Annotated in this window: 14 protein-coding genes; 5 read left to right on the forward strand and 9 right to left on the reverse strand. The window is 72.5% G+C overall.

Annotated features, from left to right (window positions below; all coding sequences use genetic code 11):
• Window positions 1-25 precede the first annotated feature (25 nt).
• From FLW16_RS02695 to FLW16_RS02705, 3 genes are all read left to right on the forward strand, one after another.
• A complete protein-coding gene (locus tag FLW16_RS02695) occupies window positions 26-1,012 on the forward strand; it encodes a serine hydrolase (protein WP_142557168.1) in 987 nt (328 codons plus the stop codon).
• An 11-nt stretch (window positions 1,013-1,023) separates the two neighbouring features.
• On the forward strand, window positions 1,024-1,356 hold the full coding sequence (locus FLW16_RS02700) for a putative quinol monooxygenase (RefSeq protein ID WP_142557171.1): 333 nt from the start codon (window positions 1,024-1,026) through the stop codon (window positions 1,354-1,356).
• A gap of 314 nt (window positions 1,357-1,670) precedes the next feature.
• Entirely contained in the window at window positions 1,671-2,711 is a 1,041-nt protein-coding gene (locus FLW16_RS02705) for an NAD(P)-dependent alcohol dehydrogenase (protein ID WP_142557172.1), read from the forward strand.
• 120 nt (window positions 2,712-2,831) lie between these two features.
• On the opposite strand, the gene pruA is transcribed toward FLW16_RS02705, so the two are convergent.
• A complete protein-coding gene (gene pruA, locus FLW16_RS02710; protein WP_142557175.1) occupies window positions 2,832-4,505 on the reverse strand; it encodes an L-glutamate gamma-semialdehyde dehydrogenase in 1,674 nt (557 codons plus the stop codon).
• Window positions 4,505-5,416, reverse strand: coding sequence for a proline dehydrogenase family protein (locus FLW16_RS02715; protein ID WP_142557177.1), 912 nt, complete (start codon window positions 5,414-5,416; stop codon window positions 4,505-4,507). Before FLW16_RS02715 ends, pruA begins: the two co-directional genes overlap by 1 nt.
• An 83-nt stretch (window positions 5,417-5,499) precedes the next feature.
• Here FLW16_RS02715 and FLW16_RS02720 point away from each other — a divergent pair, with 83 nt between their 5' ends.
• Entirely contained in the window at window positions 5,500-6,555 is a 1,056-nt protein-coding gene (locus FLW16_RS02720; RefSeq protein ID WP_260614793.1) for a CdaR family transcriptional regulator, read from the forward strand.
• A 4-nt stretch (window positions 6,556-6,559) separates the two neighbouring features.
• On the opposite strand, the gene FLW16_RS02725 is transcribed toward FLW16_RS02720, so the two are convergent.
• The 6 genes from FLW16_RS02725 to FLW16_RS02750 all read right to left on the reverse strand — a co-directional run bounded on the left by FLW16_RS02725 (window position 6,560) and on the right by FLW16_RS02750 (window position 13,609).
• Window positions 6,560-7,000, reverse strand: coding sequence for a hypothetical protein (locus tag FLW16_RS02725; RefSeq protein ID WP_142557180.1), 441 nt, complete (start codon window positions 6,998-7,000; stop codon window positions 6,560-6,562).
• 93 nt (window positions 7,001-7,093) lie between these two features.
• Complete coding sequence (locus tag FLW16_RS02730) at window positions 7,094-8,242, reverse strand: RNA polymerase subunit sigma-70 (protein WP_142557182.1); 1,149 nt, start codon at window positions 8,240-8,242, stop codon at window positions 7,094-7,096.
• A 45-nt stretch (window positions 8,243-8,287) separates the two neighbouring features.
• The gene (locus tag FLW16_RS02735; RefSeq protein WP_142557184.1) at window positions 8,288-9,550 is read right to left on the reverse strand and encodes a glycoside hydrolase family 16 protein; all 1,263 of its coding nucleotides are present in this window, start codon (window positions 9,548-9,550) and stop codon (window positions 8,288-8,290) included.
• Between the two features lie 90 nt (window positions 9,551-9,640).
• The gene (locus FLW16_RS02740) at window positions 9,641-10,693 is read right to left on the reverse strand and encodes a glycosyltransferase (protein ID WP_142557187.1); all 1,053 of its coding nucleotides are present in this window, start codon (window positions 10,691-10,693) and stop codon (window positions 9,641-9,643) included.
• Window positions 10,694-10,807: 114 nt separating this feature from the next.
• Entirely contained in the window at window positions 10,808-11,737 is a 930-nt protein-coding gene (locus FLW16_RS02745; protein ID WP_185949205.1) for a sensor histidine kinase, read from the reverse strand.
• 66 nt (window positions 11,738-11,803) lie between these two features.
• Window positions 11,804-13,609: a SpoIIE family protein phosphatase gene (locus tag FLW16_RS02750; protein ID WP_260614794.1), complete on the reverse strand. Its 1,806-nt coding sequence runs from the start codon at window positions 13,607-13,609 to the stop codon at window positions 11,804-11,806.
• A 97-nt stretch (window positions 13,610-13,706) separates the two neighbouring features.
• Here FLW16_RS02750 and FLW16_RS02755 point away from each other — a divergent pair, with 97 nt between their 5' ends.
• Window positions 13,707-14,417, forward strand: coding sequence for a GAF and ANTAR domain-containing protein (locus tag FLW16_RS02755; protein WP_142557191.1), 711 nt, complete (start codon window positions 13,707-13,709; stop codon window positions 14,415-14,417).
• An 81-nt stretch (window positions 14,418-14,498) separates the two neighbouring features.
• Here FLW16_RS02755 and FLW16_RS02760 read toward each other — a convergent pair whose 3' ends face one another.
• Window positions 14,499-14,855, reverse strand: a complete 357-nt coding sequence (locus FLW16_RS02760; RefSeq protein WP_260614795.1) for an STAS domain-containing protein — start codon at window positions 14,853-14,855, stop codon at window positions 14,499-14,501.
• Window positions 14,856-14,997 lie beyond the last annotated feature (142 nt).

Genomic DNA, 14,997 nt, shown 5'->3' on the forward strand with positions numbered 1-14,997 from the left:
ATCCCCGAGAACGCGGAGGAAACGCATGCGGCTGATCTCCCCGGAGAAGGCCGGGTTCGCGCCGGACCTGCCCCACCGGCTGGACGCCCTCGTACGGCGGGGCGGCGCTCCGGCCCTGCACGGCGTCGTGGTGGCCCGGCACGGCCGCGTCGTCCTCGAGTGGTACGGCGGCGGCGAGGACTACGTGCTGAACACTCCGCTCGGCCACGTGGACTTCGGGCCGGACACGCTCCACGACCTGCGCTCCGTCAGCAAGAGCCTGGTGGCGCTGCTGTACGGCCTGGCGCTGGAGTCCGGCCTGGTGCCGGATCCCGGCGAGCCGATCCTGTCGGTCTTCCCCGAGTACGCCGACCTGGCGGCCGATCCCCGCCGGGCCGGGCTGACGATCGGCCACGCGCTGACGATGACGATGGGCCTGGAGTGGGACGAGAGCGCGCCGTACACCAGCCCGGCGAACAGCGAGATCGCGATGGAGCTGGCGCCGGACCGCTGTCGCTTCGTGCTGGAGCGCCCGTTCGTGGACGAGCCGGGCGAGCGGTGGCGCTACAGCGGCGGTGCCGCGGCCCTCGTCGGCGCGATCGTGGAGAAGGGCACGGGCCTGCGGCTTCAGGAGTTCGCCCGCACCGCGCTGTTCGAGCCGCTCGGCGCCGGGGCCTTCGAATGGTCGGCCGGCTCCGACGGGAGTGCTCTGGCCGCCTCCGGCCTGCGCATGACGCCCCGCGGCCTCGCCAGGATCGGGCAGGCGGTGCTGGACCGGGAGGTCGCCCCCGGCTGGATAGGGGAGATGCTGCGCCCGCGAGTGCCCGCCTGGGAGGACGTCTCCTACGGGTACATGTGGTACGCGGGCCCGGACGGGCGGGCGACGGCCATCGGCAACGGCGGCCAGCGGCTGTTCCTGCTGCCCGATCTCGGCCTCGTCGTGGCCGTCACCGCCGGCGACTACAACGGGGCGGGCCAGGACACGGCGCCGAGGGCGGTCCTGGAGGACGTCGTCCTGCCCGCGATCACGTGAGGAGACGCCAGATGATTTTCATCACCGCCAAGTTCCGTGTGCTCCCGCAGTACGCCGACCGGTGGCCGGAGATCACCCGTGAGTTCACGGAGGCGACCCGCGCCGAGCCGGGCTGCCTGTGGTTCGACTGGTCGCGCAGCCTCGACGACCCGGCCGAGTACGTCCTCGTCGAGGCGTTCCGGGACGACGAGGCCGGAGCTGCGCACGTCGGGTCGGAGCACTTCCTGACGGCCCGTCGGACGCTGCCGCCCCACCTGGCCGAGACCCCGAGAATCGTCAATGTCACGGTCCCGCAGGACGACTGGTCCCTCCTCGGCGAGATGGCCGTCCCGGCCGGGGACTGAGACGAACTCGGAAGGCATCCGGAGGCCGCGGCCGCGACGCCGGAGGGGCGGGCCGGGGCCGGCTGTGGTCGTCGTGGCCGGGGCGGACCTCGGTGCGGCCGTCCACGTCCTCAGGCTGGGTAACCTTCCTCATCGCAGGGGTGCCCTGCCAGTACACCTTTCACCGGTGCCTTCCTCCACCTCCGGCCGGCGCTTTGAATGGGTGGTGGCCGCCTTGCGCCCGGACCAGTGAGCACAGCCCAGTGAGCACAGGCCAGTGAGCACCGGCCCGGTGGGCATTCGGGGGGTGGGCCTATACCGAAGGAGCAATCACCATGCGTGTTCATGCCTATGCCGCGCCGGCCGCCGCCGAGCCGCTGGCCCCCACGATCATCGAACGGCGTGACGTCGGTCCCAACGACGTGCTCATCGAGGTCGAGTACGCGGGCATCTGCCACTCCGACATCCACACCGTCAACGGCGACTGGGGGCCCCAGCCCTATCCGTTGGTCCCCGGCCACGAGATCGTCGGCATCGTCACCGAGGTCGGCGCGGCCGTCACCCGGCACCAGGTGGGTGACCGCGTCGGAGTGGGCTGCATGGTCAACGCCTGCGGTGAGTGCGCCAACTGCCGCAAGGGCGACGAGCAGTACTGCCTGGACGGGATGGTGCCCACCTACGGTGGCGTGGACCGGGACGGCACCATCACCCAGGGCGGCTACTCCACGCACGTCGTCGTCGACGCCGACTTCGTCCTGTCGGTGCCCGAGGGCCTCGACCCGGCGGCCGCGGCGCCGCTGCTGTGCGCGGGTATCACCACCTACTCGCCGCTGCGCCGCTGGGGGGCCGGTCCGGGCAAGAAGGTCGCCGTCGTCGGCCTCGGCGGGCTCGGGCACATGGCCGTCAAGATCGCCCACGCCATGGGCGCCGAGGTCACCGTGCTCTCGCAGTCCTTGAAGAAGCAGGAGGACGGCCTGCGGCTCGGGGCCGACCACTACCACGCCACCGGCGACCCCGACACGTTCGAGCGGCTCGCCGGCCGGTTCGACCTGATCGTGAACACGGTCAGCGCCGTCATCGACCTCGACGCCTACCTCGGCCTGCTCGCCGTCGACGGCACCCTGGTCAACGTCGGCGCCCCCGGCGAGCCGTTGAGCCTCAACGTGTTCTCCCTCATCGGCGCCCGACGCTCCTACGCCGGGTCGATGATCGGCGGCATCGCGGAGACGCAGGAGATGCTGAACTTCTGCGCCGAGCACGGCATCGGCGCCGACATCGAGCTGATCCCGGCGGACCGGATCAACGAGGCCTACCAGCGTGTCCTGGCCTCCGACGTCCGCTACCGGTTCGTCATCGACACCGCCACCCTCGGCTGACGCGCACCTCGACCGCCTGCACGTATAACCCGATTCGGGTGCACGCCAGAGCGAGCCGGGACAAGCACCGACGTGATGCCCTCGGAACCCGCGCCGGGGTTCCGAGGGCATCACGATCCGTCAGTAGCCGAGGTCGCCGAGGTCGGGCTGCTGCCAGCCGCCCTGCGGCACGTCGCCCTTGTACGGCCCGCTCACGACCGGGGGCACGAAGGTCTCCTTGATCGTGCGGGCGTTGACCCAGCGGATCAGGTTGAAGACCGAGCCGGCCTTGTCGTTGGTGCCCGAGGCGCGGGCCCCGCCGAACGGCTGCTGCCCGACGACCGCGCCGGTGGGCTTGTCGTTGACGTAGAAGTTGCCCGCCGCGAAGCGCAGCCGCTCGGTGGCGTCGTCGATCGCGTACCGGTCCTGCGCGATGACCGACCCGGTCAGCGCGTACGGCGCGACGCTTTCCATCTGGTCGAGCACGGCGTCGTACGCGGTGTCGTCGTAGACGTGGACGGCGAGGATCGGGCCGAAGTACTCCTTCGCGAAGACCTCGTCCGTGGGATCGGCGCACTCCAGCACGGTCGGCCGCACGAAGTAGCCGGCCGAGTCGTCGTAGGAGCCGGTGAGCACCTCGATCGAGTCCGCCGACCGCGCCCGGTCGATCGCCTCCTTGTGCTTGGCGAAGGCCCGCGCGTCGATCACCGCGCCCATGAACGTGGACAGGTCGCCCGACACGTCGCCCACGGTGAGCGACTCGGCCGCCGAGACGAAGTCGTCGCGCATCCGGGTCCACAGCGAGCGCGGCACGTACGCCCGGGAGGCCGCCGAGCACTTCTGGCCCTGGTATTCGAACGCGCCCCGCAGCAGCGCGGTCGCCAGCACACCGGTCTCCGCGGACGGGTGGGCCAGGATGAAGTCCTTGCCGCCGGTCTCGCCGACGAGCCGCGGGTAGCCCCGGTAGCCGGAGATGTTCTCCCCGACGGTGCGCCACAGGTGCTGGAACGTGGCCGTCGAGCCGGTGAAGTGGATCCCGGCCAGCTCGGGGTGGGGCAGGGCGACCTCGGAGACGGTGGCGCCGTTGCCGGTGACCATGTTGATCACGCCGGGCGGCAGCCCGGCCGCCTCCAGCAGCCGCATGGTGAAGTGCGCGGAGAACTGCTGCGTCGGCGACGGCTTCCACACCACGACGTTGCCCATCAGCGCCGCCGACGCCGGCAGGTTGGCCGCGATGGAGGTGAAGTTGAACGGCGTGATCGCCAGGACGAAGCCCTCCAGCGGCCGATACTCCATGCGGTTCCACACGCCCGGCGCCGACTGCGGCTGCTCGGCGAGGAGCCGCCGGGCGTAGGCGACGTTGAACCGGAAGAAGTCGATCAGCTCGCACGCGGCGTCGATCTCGGCCTGCTGCGCCGACTTCGACTGGCCGAGGATGGTGGCCGCGTTGAGCGTGGCCCGCCACGGGCCGCTGAGCAGCTCGGCGGCCCTGAGGAACACCGCGGCGCGCTCCTCGAACGGCAGGGCGCGCCAGCGCGGCGCGGCCTCCAGCGCCGCGTCCACCGCCGCCCGCACGTCGGCCGTGGTGGCGTCGGCCGTACGGCCGAGCACGGCGGCGTGGTTGTGCGGCTGCACGACGTCGATCGGCGCGCCGCCGGCCATGCGCCGCTCGCCGCCGATCGTCATCGTCAGGTCGAGGGACGCCCCCGACAGCTCCTTGATCCGGGTCTCCAGGGCCGCGCGCTCGGCGCTGCCCGGTCCGTACGCGTGCACCGGCTCGTTCGCCGGCACCGGGACGTCGGTGATCGCATCCATCATTTACCCCTCAGAGCGCGAAGGAAGAAGGCGACGTTGGCCGGGCGCTCGGCGAGGCGGCGCATGAAGTAGCCGTACCAGTCGTCGCCGTAGGGGACGTAGACCCGCACCCGCGACCCGGCCGCGGCCAGCGCCGCCTGCCTGTCGGCCCGGATGCCGTAGAGCATCTGGAACTCGTAGTCGCCGGTGCCGCGCCCGGCGCTCACCGCGAGCGACTCGGCGATCGCGATCAGCCGGTCGTCGTGCGTGGCCACCATGGGATAGCCCGTGCCGTTCATGAGCGCCCGCAGGCACCGCACGTACGCGCGGTCGACCTCGGCCTTGCTCTGCCAGGCCACCGAGGCGGGCTCGGCGTAGGCGCCCTTGACCAGCCGCACCCGCGACCCCGCGAGGTCGCGGCAGTCGGCCTCGCTGCGGAACAGGTAGGCCTGGATCGCCACGCCCGTCTCCGGGAAGTCCTCCCGCAGCGCGCGCAGCACGCCGAGCGTCGCGTCGACGGTGGTGTGGTCCTCCATGTCCAAGGTGACGGTGGAGCCGCACTCCCGTGCCGCCGCGCAGATCTGCCGCGCGTTCTCCAGGGCCATGCCCGGGTCGAGGGCCTGGCCGACCGCCGACAGCTTGACCGACACCTCGGCCCGGGCGCCGAGGCCGAGCGGCCGCAGCTCCTCGAGCAGCGAGACGTACGCCTTGGCGGCGGCGACGGCGGTCCCGGGGTCCCGGACCTCCTCGCCCAGATGATCGATGGTGACCGACAGCCCCGAGCCGGTCAGGCGGCGCGTCGCGGCGACGGCGTCCGTGGTGGACTCCCCGGCCACGAAGCGGTCGACGACCTTGCGCGTGAGCGGGAGCCCCGACACGGCCCGGCGGGCGAGCGGGCTGCGTGAGCCCGCGAGAAGCAGGGAACCGAGCATGACCTCAGGCTAAATCCGCACGTCAGGGAAGTTCCACGGACATCCGCCACAGCATTTTTCGACAAATGCACAAGAATGTCAGCATGCAAGACATCGTCGATGAGATCTCCCGGCTGCTCGACGCCTCCGTGACGCTGGAGGACCGCTCGTTCAACCTGCTGGCGTACGGCGCGCAGAGCGGGGACATCGACCGCGTGCGGCAGGAGTCGATCCTGCGCAGGCACGCGTCCGACGAGGTGCGGGCCCACTTCGAGGCGTACGGCATCGCCACCGCGACGGGCCCTGTGCGCATCCCCGGGCTCCCCGGGCTGCTCGGCCGCGTGTGCGTGCCGCTGCGGCACGGCGGGGTGACCTACGGCTACCTGTGGGCGCTCGAATCCGGGGCGCTCACCGACGAGCGGCTGGCCGCCGTCGCGCCGCTGGTCGGCCGGGCGGCCGCGCTGCTGGCCACGCAGGCCCGCGGGCGGCACGCCCCGCTGCGCCAGTTCTTCTCGGCCGATCCCGCGGTCCGCGCCACCGCCGGGGTGGACGTCGAGGGACCGGTGACGGCGGTGGCCGTGCGGACGCCCGCGGAGGTCCCAGGACCGCCGCGCACGCTGCCGCGCGGCGTGCTGGCCGACCCGGACGTGACCGACACCGCCGTGGACGCGCCGCTCCTCGCGGTGCTGGCGCCCGCCGCGCAGGCCGCGCACGTCGCGCGCCTCCTGCACGGCCTGTACGGCATGGCCGCCGGAGTCGGGGGCCCGCGCGACGACCCGGGGGAGGCGTGGCAGAGCTGGCGGGAGGCGCTGCTCGCGCTGCGGGTGGCCGAGCACGTCGAGCGGCACGCCCCGGTCGCCGACTGGAGCGCGCTCGGCGTCTACCGGCTGCTGGCCCGGCTGACCCCGCGCGACCTGGCCGACCTCGCGGCCGAGTCGGCCGCCCTCACGCCCAGGATCGCGGCGAGCGTGGAAACCTACCTCGACCACGCCGGGCAGGTCCAGGAGACGGCGGCGGCGCTGGGCGTGCACCGGCAGACGCTGTACTACCGCCTGGGCAAGGCCGGTCACCTCACGGGGCTGGACCTCGCCGACGGGGAGGACCGCCTGCTGCTCCATCTCTCGCTGAAGGCGGCGGCCCTCCTCCCGACCCACCCGTGACGGGCTATCCGATTCTGGTCATGTTCGACTCGTAGCCCCCGCCGCCCGGGTAGTTCCAGCGGCCGGTCATGGCGTCGCCGTCGGCGGTGAAGGTGCCCCGGAAGTACGCCGGAGATCCCTTCTCGCCGAACCAGATGGTCAGCGTGTCGCCGTCGAGTTCGTAGACGTAGTCCAGCGTGTCGCCACTGCTGCCGTAGTAGCGCGACTTGACGTCCTCACTCGGCTTGTCGGCCCCGTAGGACCTCTCACGGCCGATGACCTCGAGGCCGACGATCGACTGGCCGTCCTGCTCAAGCCGGATGTCCTGGATGAGGAAGAAGCCCCCCTCCATCCAGCGGTAGGTGACCGTGCCCTCCGCGCCGCCGGTCACGCGCCATGAGCCGACCAGCCGGTCCAGCGCCCTGACCTGCTCGTCCGGCTGCGTCGTCTCGATGATGTCCGGCATGATGTTCTCCTTCTCCGTCGGTGGCGTCCTGCGATACCGCTCGTACGACGGCGCGGGCCGGGAAAGGGAATCGGTCCGCGCGGTCGTCTCGCATCACGATCCGGTAACGGCCTGTTCGACGGTGAGAGGTTCGACACGGAGCGGCAGGCCGAACAGGGGCAGCAGCTCGGGGCCGAAAGTGGTGATCTCCGTGATGAGGCCGTCCTCGGCGCACAACACGTCGATGTTGACCGCGGTGTAGGAGGTCTCGCCGGGCCGCCGCACGTAGTTCGCCACCGCGGGCTGCCGGTTCACCGCGAGCGGGACGCAGTGCCACTCGCCCCAGCGCTCCTCGCCCTCCAGGACCGGACGCCACATGTCCAGCACGGCCGCCCGCCCGTCGTACACCAGGGCGGCGGGCGGCATGGCCTGCAGGACGTCCTCGCGCAGCAGCGCCGCCAGCGCCGTCAGGTCGGCGTTCCTGGAGGCGGTGACGTAGCGCTCCAGCAGGTCGAGCTCGTCGCGGCTGGGCCGGGTGGCCGCGGCCCAGTCCGCCCGCCGCCTGGGCAGCCGCCCGCGCAGCGTCGCGCGGGCGCGCTGCAACGCGCTCTTGACCGAGGCGACGCTCATCTCCAGCGCCTCGGCGGTCTCGGCCACCGGCCGGCCGACGACGTCGCGCAGGATCAGCACGGCCCGCTGCCGCGGCGGGAGGTGCTGGATCGCCGCCAGGAACGCCAGCTCGACGGTCTCCCTGGCGATGGCCACCGCGTCCGGCCCGCCCTCGTCCGGCGCCGCCAGATCAAGCAGGTCGTCCGGATAGGGCTGGAGCCAGGGGACGTCGGCCGATGCCGGACGCCCCGGGCTCTCCGGGACGTCCGCCGCCACCACCTCACGGGCGCGGGCCGGGCCGGACAGAGCGTCCAGGCAGGCGTTCGTGGCGATCCGGTACAGCCACGCCCGGAACGTCGAGCGTCCCTCGAAGCTCTCCCGCGCCCGCCAGGCCCGCAGCAGCGTCTCCTGCACGAGGTCCTCGGCGTCGGTGAACGACCCGAGCATCCGGTAGCAGTGCACCCGCAGCTCGTGCCGGTGACGCGCGGCGAGCGCGCCGAACACGGCCTCGTCACCCGCCCGGACCGCCTCCGCCGCGGGTTCGGCGCCGGAATCCGCTGGGGGTTCCGTCGTGGGTTCCGTCGTGGGTTCCGCTGTGGAATCCGCCGTTGGATCGGCTGGGGGTTCCCCGGCCGTGCCGTGCCGTTCGCTCACACCCGCCCCGCGTCTCCGTCACGCATCCGAGATCGTCCGGGAAGGCTACCGCTGCGGAGCCCGGTAGATCCGCACCCAGTCGACGTACACCGTGCCGCCGGAGGCGTCGTTGCGCAGCACCAGGCCCATCGGGGACCGAGGGACGTACGGGCCGGTGTAGTTCCACACCTGCCTGCCGTCCAGCCAGAACGTCACCCGGCCGGGCAGCCAGTCGACGGTGACCGTGTGCCACTGGGTGAGGTCGGCCCCCAACTCGGCCCGGGCCAGTTCCCGGCCCTGCCGGACGGAGAGCTCCGCGCGCCGCCCGCCCGCGATGCCCGCCACGCCGATCGCCGCGTCCTCCGTCCCCGCGCCGTCCGTCTCGCCGAACTGCGAGATGTCGTCCTGCGGGCCGGCGTATTCCGATTCGTCGCGCCACGATTCGTCGTACAGCGATTCGTCGTATTGGGAGCCCTCGTATCGGGAGTCGCCGTATCGGGAGCCGCCGCGCCGCGAGTCGCCGCGCCGTGAGTCTTCGTCCTGGGCGGCGCCCGACTGGGCGGACCGCAGGAGCGCGACGGGAAGCGCGCCCCCCTCCGCCCGCAGGCGGACCTCCCAGCGGCCGTACCGCTGGACCGACGTTCCCGACAGGTCCACGCCGCCGCCACCCCCGGCGAGGCGCAGCGCCTGCCCGCCGAAATCCTCGGCCAGGGCCGGGTCGCCCCAGCCGCCCGCGGAGGCGCCGGACCCCGCGGAGGCGCCGGACGAGCGGGGCAGCGGCGTGGCGGACGGCGTACGCGACGGCGGGGAGGACTCCCGCGCGGCCCCGTTCGCGCCTTTGGGGATCGCCCGGGCGGGCGCGCGCTCCGCCCTGGGCACGTCTTCCGGTTCGATGGCGTCCACCACGACCGGCCGGTCACCGGTGCGCACGGGCCGCGCGAGCCGCATCGGCGGCTCGGTCCCGGTTTCGCCCGTGGGCGCGGGCGTCGCCCGCGGGCCGGACGAGAGGCCGGAAGACGGAAGGGGGGAGGGGCGCGGCGACGGGGCCGCGGGGACGTCGCCGATCTTCTCCGCGACAGTGGTGTCGCCCGTCTTCTCCGCGGCCTCGTCGCCCTTCCGGCCGGCGTCCTCGCCGGCGGGTGCGGCGGCCGCGGTGGCGGTCTGCGTCGCGCTCAGCCCCGCAGCGTTCGCGTTGCCCGGCAGCGCGCCGGACGAACCGGGGGAGGACGCCGACCCTTGTGCGGTGGACTCGCTCCCGGCGTTGAACACCTTGGTGGAGTCTCCGCTTGAACAGGCCGTGGCGGCGGCGATGAGCATCGCCGCCGCCACCGCTAAACCAGGCCCATGACGTGACATGAGCCGAGTTAATCACATCAATTCACTCGGATAACGGCCTTAATCCGGTAATATCGCTTGCCTTTACGCACACGTCTTCTCGTAAACGCGGAGCAGTTCCATGCTGATTCGCTCGACCGAATAGCGGGAACGGGCGCGGTCGGCGGCCGCGTAGCCGATGGCCGTGCGCAGGGTGGCGTCGCCGAGCAGGCGGCGGATCCGGTGGGCGATCTCCAGCGGGCGGTCGGGCCGGGTCAGGAATCCGGTCACGCCGTCCACCACCGAGTCGAGGTGCGCCCCGGCGGCCGAGGCGATGACCGGGATGCCGCAGGCCATGGCCTCCAGCGCGGCCGTGCCCGTGGGGACGGTCGGCGGCAGCGACAGCACCAGGTCGGCGCTGCGCATGAGCTTGGGCATCGCGGTGTGCGGGACCATGCCGAGCATCTCCACGCGGTCCGCCACGCCGTGCTCCCCGGCGAGGGCGCGCAGCCGCTCGACGCTCTGGTCGTCGCCGCCCGCGATCACGAGCTCGGCGTCCGGTACGGCACGCAGGGCGTGCACGGCCCAGTCGGCGCCCACGTGCCCCACGTGGAGGAGGCGGGGCCGCTCCCCCCTCGGGAAGGCCGGGCCCTGACGGCGGAAGCGCTCGATGTCAACGCCGTGCGGGATGACCGAGATGTTGCGGCGCGGCACGCCCATCCGGATCAGCTCGGACTCCTCGTCGGCGCAGGCGGCGATCACCGCCCTGGCCCGGCGGCCGATCGCGCACTCCAGCCGCCGCACCGGCGCGGCGCTCCGGGCGTCGTCGTAGTGACTGTGGAAGGTCTGGGTGACCGGCACGCCCAGGCCCTCGGACCCGGCGATGGCGGCCAGGCCGCTGGACCACGAGTAGGCGTGGATGATGTCCGGGCGGTGCTCCCGCCACCTGCGCCGCAGGCCGTCGCTGAAGTCCGAGATGTAGGGGAGGAGGTCGCTTTCCGACAGCTCCACGTCGGGTCCGGCGGGCACATGCTCGACGCCGTCCCCCTGGACCTTCGAGCGGGTGTAGACGGTCACCCGGTGGCCCCGGCCCAGCTCACGGGCGATGGCGGGAGTGTCGGGAGTCAGCTCGTGCGCGGAGACGATCGCGATATCCATGGCACACCTCAAGACAGGAAGGCGTCTGAAAGGGTGTGCCTGCGTCCTAGGCACGATCGATGTAGATGATGTTTACCTTACTCTGATTCGCGCTAAACGCCTAATCGGGAAAAATCACGCGGACTCCTGCAGCCGCGACGTGGCCGCCTGCAACCTGATCCGGCAGCCGCCCTCCTCCTGCCGAATGTCCAGGTAGTCGCAGATCTGACGGGCCACCCACAGGCCGTCCCCGGGCCGCTCGGCCGGGCCCGGGGGAGTGAAACCGGCGAGCGGATCGCACTCCGTCTCGCGGCCGGCCCACAGGTCGCACACCAGCGCCCCGAACGTCTCCCACATCCGGGCGGTCACCGGCAGGCCCAGGTAGCGGGCCGCCTCGTGCACGGCCACGCACAGCATCGCGGCCCTGTCCTCCGCCAGCCCGTGGAGCCGGGCCTGCTCGCCGGCGAAGTGCCGCACGCGCCGCAGGTGGCCGATCGTCGCGACCGCCGCGTCTCGGGGAATCTCCGGCAGCGGCTCGCGGTCGCACTCGCCGATGAAGCGCGCCGGGTCGGTGTACGTGGGGGAGGGCCGCCGCTCCCGGCCGCCGACGCTGATCGAGGGGTGGGTGCGCAGCGCGTCCTCGACGAGGCCGGGGCCTGCCGTCCTGGTGTCGTACGGGCAGATCATCCACACGCCCGTGCCGGCGAGGATGACGTTGAGCCCCGACTCCATCCGCTTCCAGGTCACGACGTCGCGGGCCGAGCGGCCCGCCCACACCGGCTCGGCCAGAACGCGGACCCGGCCGCGCGCCGCGTTGCGCTCCCAGTAGCGCAGGAACGCGGCCGCCCGCTGCGCGGTGCGGCGGCCGAAATACGCGCTCTCGGCGTAGTCCACGCGCCGGGCGTCGTCGCCCAGCGCGGCACCGAGGAGAGCGAGGTTCCCCGCCGTCGTGGTGACCATCACCGGCTCGCCCCGGTCCAGCCCGTCCCGGACGAACGGCACGGCCATCCCGAGGAACTCGTCGTCGGAGCCGTACAGCCCGGCCTCGTGGATGAACTCAGTCATGCGACCGCCCCCCACGCATCGCATTCACCTCAGTCCACCACCTCGCCGGGGCGGCGGCAAATCCCGTCAGCGGGATCGGCGCAACGTGAGGACGGTGATCTCGTCGACCGCGTGGCTGCCGCAGAAGGCCCGGTGGTCCTCCTCGATGGCCTTGACGACCGCGCCAGGGGGCTGCCCGGCGCAGCGGGCGAGGGCCTCGGTGAGCCGCTGCTCGCCGTAGTTGTCCCCGGCGGGGCTCTGCGAGCCCACCAGGCCGTCGCTGTAGAGGACGAGCGTCTCCCCGGCCGACAGCGTGAGCTCCTCCGTCGCGGGGATCGAGCCCTCCTCGAAGCCCAGCGGGACGCCGCCGCCCTCGGAGAACCGGACGCCGCCGCCCGGCTGGATCAACGCCGTGGGATGGTGCCCCGCGGAGGCGAGCCGCACCTTGCGACCCCGGACGAAGCCCGCGGCGGCCATCACGAACAGGCCCGTGTTCTGCGCGACGAGGGCGTCGTTGACCTTGCGCAGGGCCTGCCCCGGGTCGTCCTCCCACACGCTCAGCACGCGCAGGCCGTTGCGGACCATGGCGGTGACGGCGGCCGCCTCCTCGCCGCGTCCCGCCGCGCTGCCGATCACGAAACCCCATCCGTTCTTGACGGGGAACACGTCGTAGAACTCGCCGCCGATGGCGCGCATGCCGGAGCCGGGGTGGTAGGCGGCGGCGATCTCGAAGCCGGGGATTTCGGGGAGCGTACGGGGGAGCACGCCGGTCTGCAGGGTGTCGGCGGCCTGCGCCCGGCGCTGGAACCCCTGCTGGGCGCGCATCGCCAGGCCGAGGTGCAGGCCGATCTCCTCCATGAGGCCCAGGTCGGCCAGGCCGAACGGCGGCCGGTCGCGCAGCCGCACCAGTGTGAGCACGCCGCGTGCGTCGTCGTCGGTGCGGATCGGCACGCTGAGCAGCGAGCCCGCGCGCATCGCCTGGAGCACGTCGCCGCCGAGCAGGGAGTCGTCGGTCAGCATCTCGTGGACGACGCCGCTCTGCGTGGTCATCACCTGCTCCACGACCGGAGTCAGCGCGGGAGGGGCCTCCTCGACCGTCCGCTGCAGCCGCCCGACCGGCTGGTCGCTCGGCCCGATGACGACCGACCGGACCAGGCCGCCGTCCCTCGCGACGTCCGCGATCACCCAGTCGGCCGTCTCCGCCGCCAGCAGGCGGGCCGCCCGCAGCAGGGCGACGGGCTCGCGCAGGCTCTCCTCGTCCAGCAGCAGCCCGGTCAGCCGCGACAGCAGCTCGTGTCGCCTGGCCGCCGCCAGGACCGCCGCGTCGTCGGGCACGCCCGTCTGTACGGCCGGCTCGGGCAGTTGGACCTCGGTGGGCAGCACGACCCCGGCGATCATCTCCTGCGGCTCGCCCGGCATGCGCAGGCGGCTCAGCACCAGCCGTACGGTGTGGGCGCGGCCCTGGTGGGCCAGCCGGGTCTGGAACGAGGCGCTGTCGTCGCCGTGGAGGACGGCGGCGAAGCGCTGCCGGAACGCGGCCCGGGCGGTCACGTCGACGAGCAGGGGGAAGGCGCGGCCGATGAGGTAGCCGGCGGGGCTGCCGAGCAGGCGTGTGGTCTCGTTGTTGATACGGCGCACCGTGCCGCCCGTGTCCATGATGATCACTGGGATCGGCAGCGCGCGGAACACCTGGCGCAGCAGCTTCTGCTCGCGCTGGCTGCCGCCGTCCCTGCGCCTGCGGCTGCGCGCCAGCTCGCTCAGGGCCTTGCGGACCAGTTCCTCGGCGGCGTCCAGCTCCCGTAGCATCGCACCCGGATCGGGGTCTTCCCGTAGGGTGGCGATGCGGTCGGCGAGCCCGCTCAACGCGCGCTCGAGCTCGGCGGTGTCGGGCAAGCTGCCCCCCTCTCTCGACGTAGACGCTACGCCAAACCCCGGGTCTAATCGATCCAGCCTGGATTAACCCGAAAACTATGGGAATGGACTTTCTACCATGGAGACGACATCCATTCTCGCGCGTGACCTCGCGGCGCTGGGCCGTGTGACAGAGGGCACGTCGGCCGAGAGCGTGCTGCGCGGCATCACCGAGGCGGTCGCCCACGGCGTCCCCGGCTGCGCCGGCGGCACCGCCGAGCTGTGGATGGAGGAGCGCGTGCTGCTGGCCGCCTCCCACAGCGAGCTCACCGTGCTGATCGACCGCGAGCGCGACCTGCGCGAGGGCCCGTCGAGGGAGGCGCTGTCCACCGGGCGCCCGGTGACGATCCCCGACGTGATGCGCGAGTCCCGCTGGTCCCGCTACGCGGCCACCGCCGTGCGGCACGGGGTGCGCTCGGTCCTCGTCGTGCCGATCGCCGTGGAAGGCGCCGTCGTGATCATCGGCCTGTACGGCGTGCGCCCCGGCGTGTTCAGCTCCGGCGGCGCGCTCATGGCCCTGCTGCGCGAGCAGGTCACCGTGGCGCTGGCCAACATCTGGGAGTTCGACGACGTCCTGACCGGTGCGGCGCAGATGCAGGAGGCCCTGGCGGGCCGGTCGGTGATCGACCAGGCCAAGGGCATCATCATGTCGAAGAGCGGCTGCTCCGCCGAGGAGGCGTTCGAGGAGCTCAGGCGGGTGTCGCAGCACCACCAGGTCAAGGTGGCCGACCTGGCCAAGCTTCTGGTGACCGAGCACCAGCAGAAGCACGGGGGAGCCGCCCCGGCCTGAGCGGGGCCGTACGCGCGGGAGGCGGCCGGCGCGGGGTGGCGGCGGGGACGGCGACGCGGGTGGCGGCGGGGCGCGGCCGGCTCAGGCGGCGAACGCCGTCAGGGCCTCGTCGAGGGTGTCGAACAGGGGCAGCCGCTCGGACAGCCCGGTGACCCACATCACCTTGGAGTTCGGGTATTGGACGGAGATCAGCGCGAAGTTGCCGCCGGCCGTGGTCGAGCGCTGCCAGTGATGCACGATCAGGCCCAGCGCCCGGGAGTCCATGAACGTCACGCCGCCCAGGTCGAGGACCATGTCGGGGCCGTGGTCGTCCGCCGCGGCGTCCAGATAGTCCGAGAACTGCTCACGTGTCGTGGCGTCGAGAACACCGTTCACATGGATCACCACGATGTCCCCCGCCATGCTGGACGTCAGGGACAGCAGTCCGTTGTTAGACACCTCGCGCCTCCTCTGCGGCAACATTACTGGTGCCGAAGGGGTGGTGATACTCCTGATTTTGGGGCAATATACTGAAGCAGAGGTCCAGCAGAGGGCCTCGTCTCGATACTGTAGCGAGGCGTGCCTTCTGCGTGGTCACCCC

The sequence above is a fragment of the Microbispora sp. KK1-11 genome, assembly GCF_006874435.1.
GTDB lineage: Bacteria > Actinomycetota > Actinomycetes > Streptosporangiales > Streptosporangiaceae > Microbispora > Microbispora catharanthi.

Excerpts from the sequence above, each read along its gene's own strand:
- FLW16_RS02755 (WP_142557191.1), top strand. The coding sequence starts at position 13,707 with ATGGAGACGACATCCATTCTCGCGCGTGACCTCGCGGCGCTGGGCCGT.
- FLW16_RS02700 (WP_142557171.1), top strand. The coding sequence starts at position 1,024 with ATGATTTTCATCACCGCCAAGTTCCGTGTGCTCCCGCAGTACGCCGAC.
- FLW16_RS02725 (WP_142557180.1), bottom strand. The coding sequence starts at position 7,000 with ATGCCGGACATCATCGAGACGACGCAGCCGGACGAGCAGGTCAGGGCG.
- FLW16_RS02705 (WP_142557172.1), top strand. The coding sequence starts at position 1,671 with ATGCGTGTTCATGCCTATGCCGCGCCGGCCGCCGCCGAGCCGCTGGCC.
- pruA (WP_142557175.1), bottom strand. The coding sequence starts at position 4,505 with ATGGATGCGATCACCGACGTCCCGGTGCCGGCGAACGAGCCGGTGCAC.
- FLW16_RS02720 (WP_260614793.1), top strand. The coding sequence starts at position 5,500 with ATGCAAGACATCGTCGATGAGATCTCCCGGCTGCTCGACGCCTCCGTG.
- FLW16_RS02695 (WP_142557168.1), top strand. The coding sequence starts at position 26 with ATGCGGCTGATCTCCCCGGAGAAGGCCGGGTTCGCGCCGGACCTGCCC.
- FLW16_RS02715 (WP_142557177.1), bottom strand. The coding sequence starts at position 5,416 with ATGCTCGGTTCCCTGCTTCTCGCGGGCTCACGCAGCCCGCTCGCCCGC.
- FLW16_RS02740 (WP_142557187.1), bottom strand. The coding sequence starts at position 10,693 with ATGGATATCGCGATCGTCTCCGCGCACGAGCTGACTCCCGACACTCCC.
- FLW16_RS02745 (WP_185949205.1), bottom strand. The coding sequence starts at position 11,737 with ATGACTGAGTTCATCCACGAGGCCGGGCTGTACGGCTCCGACGACGAG.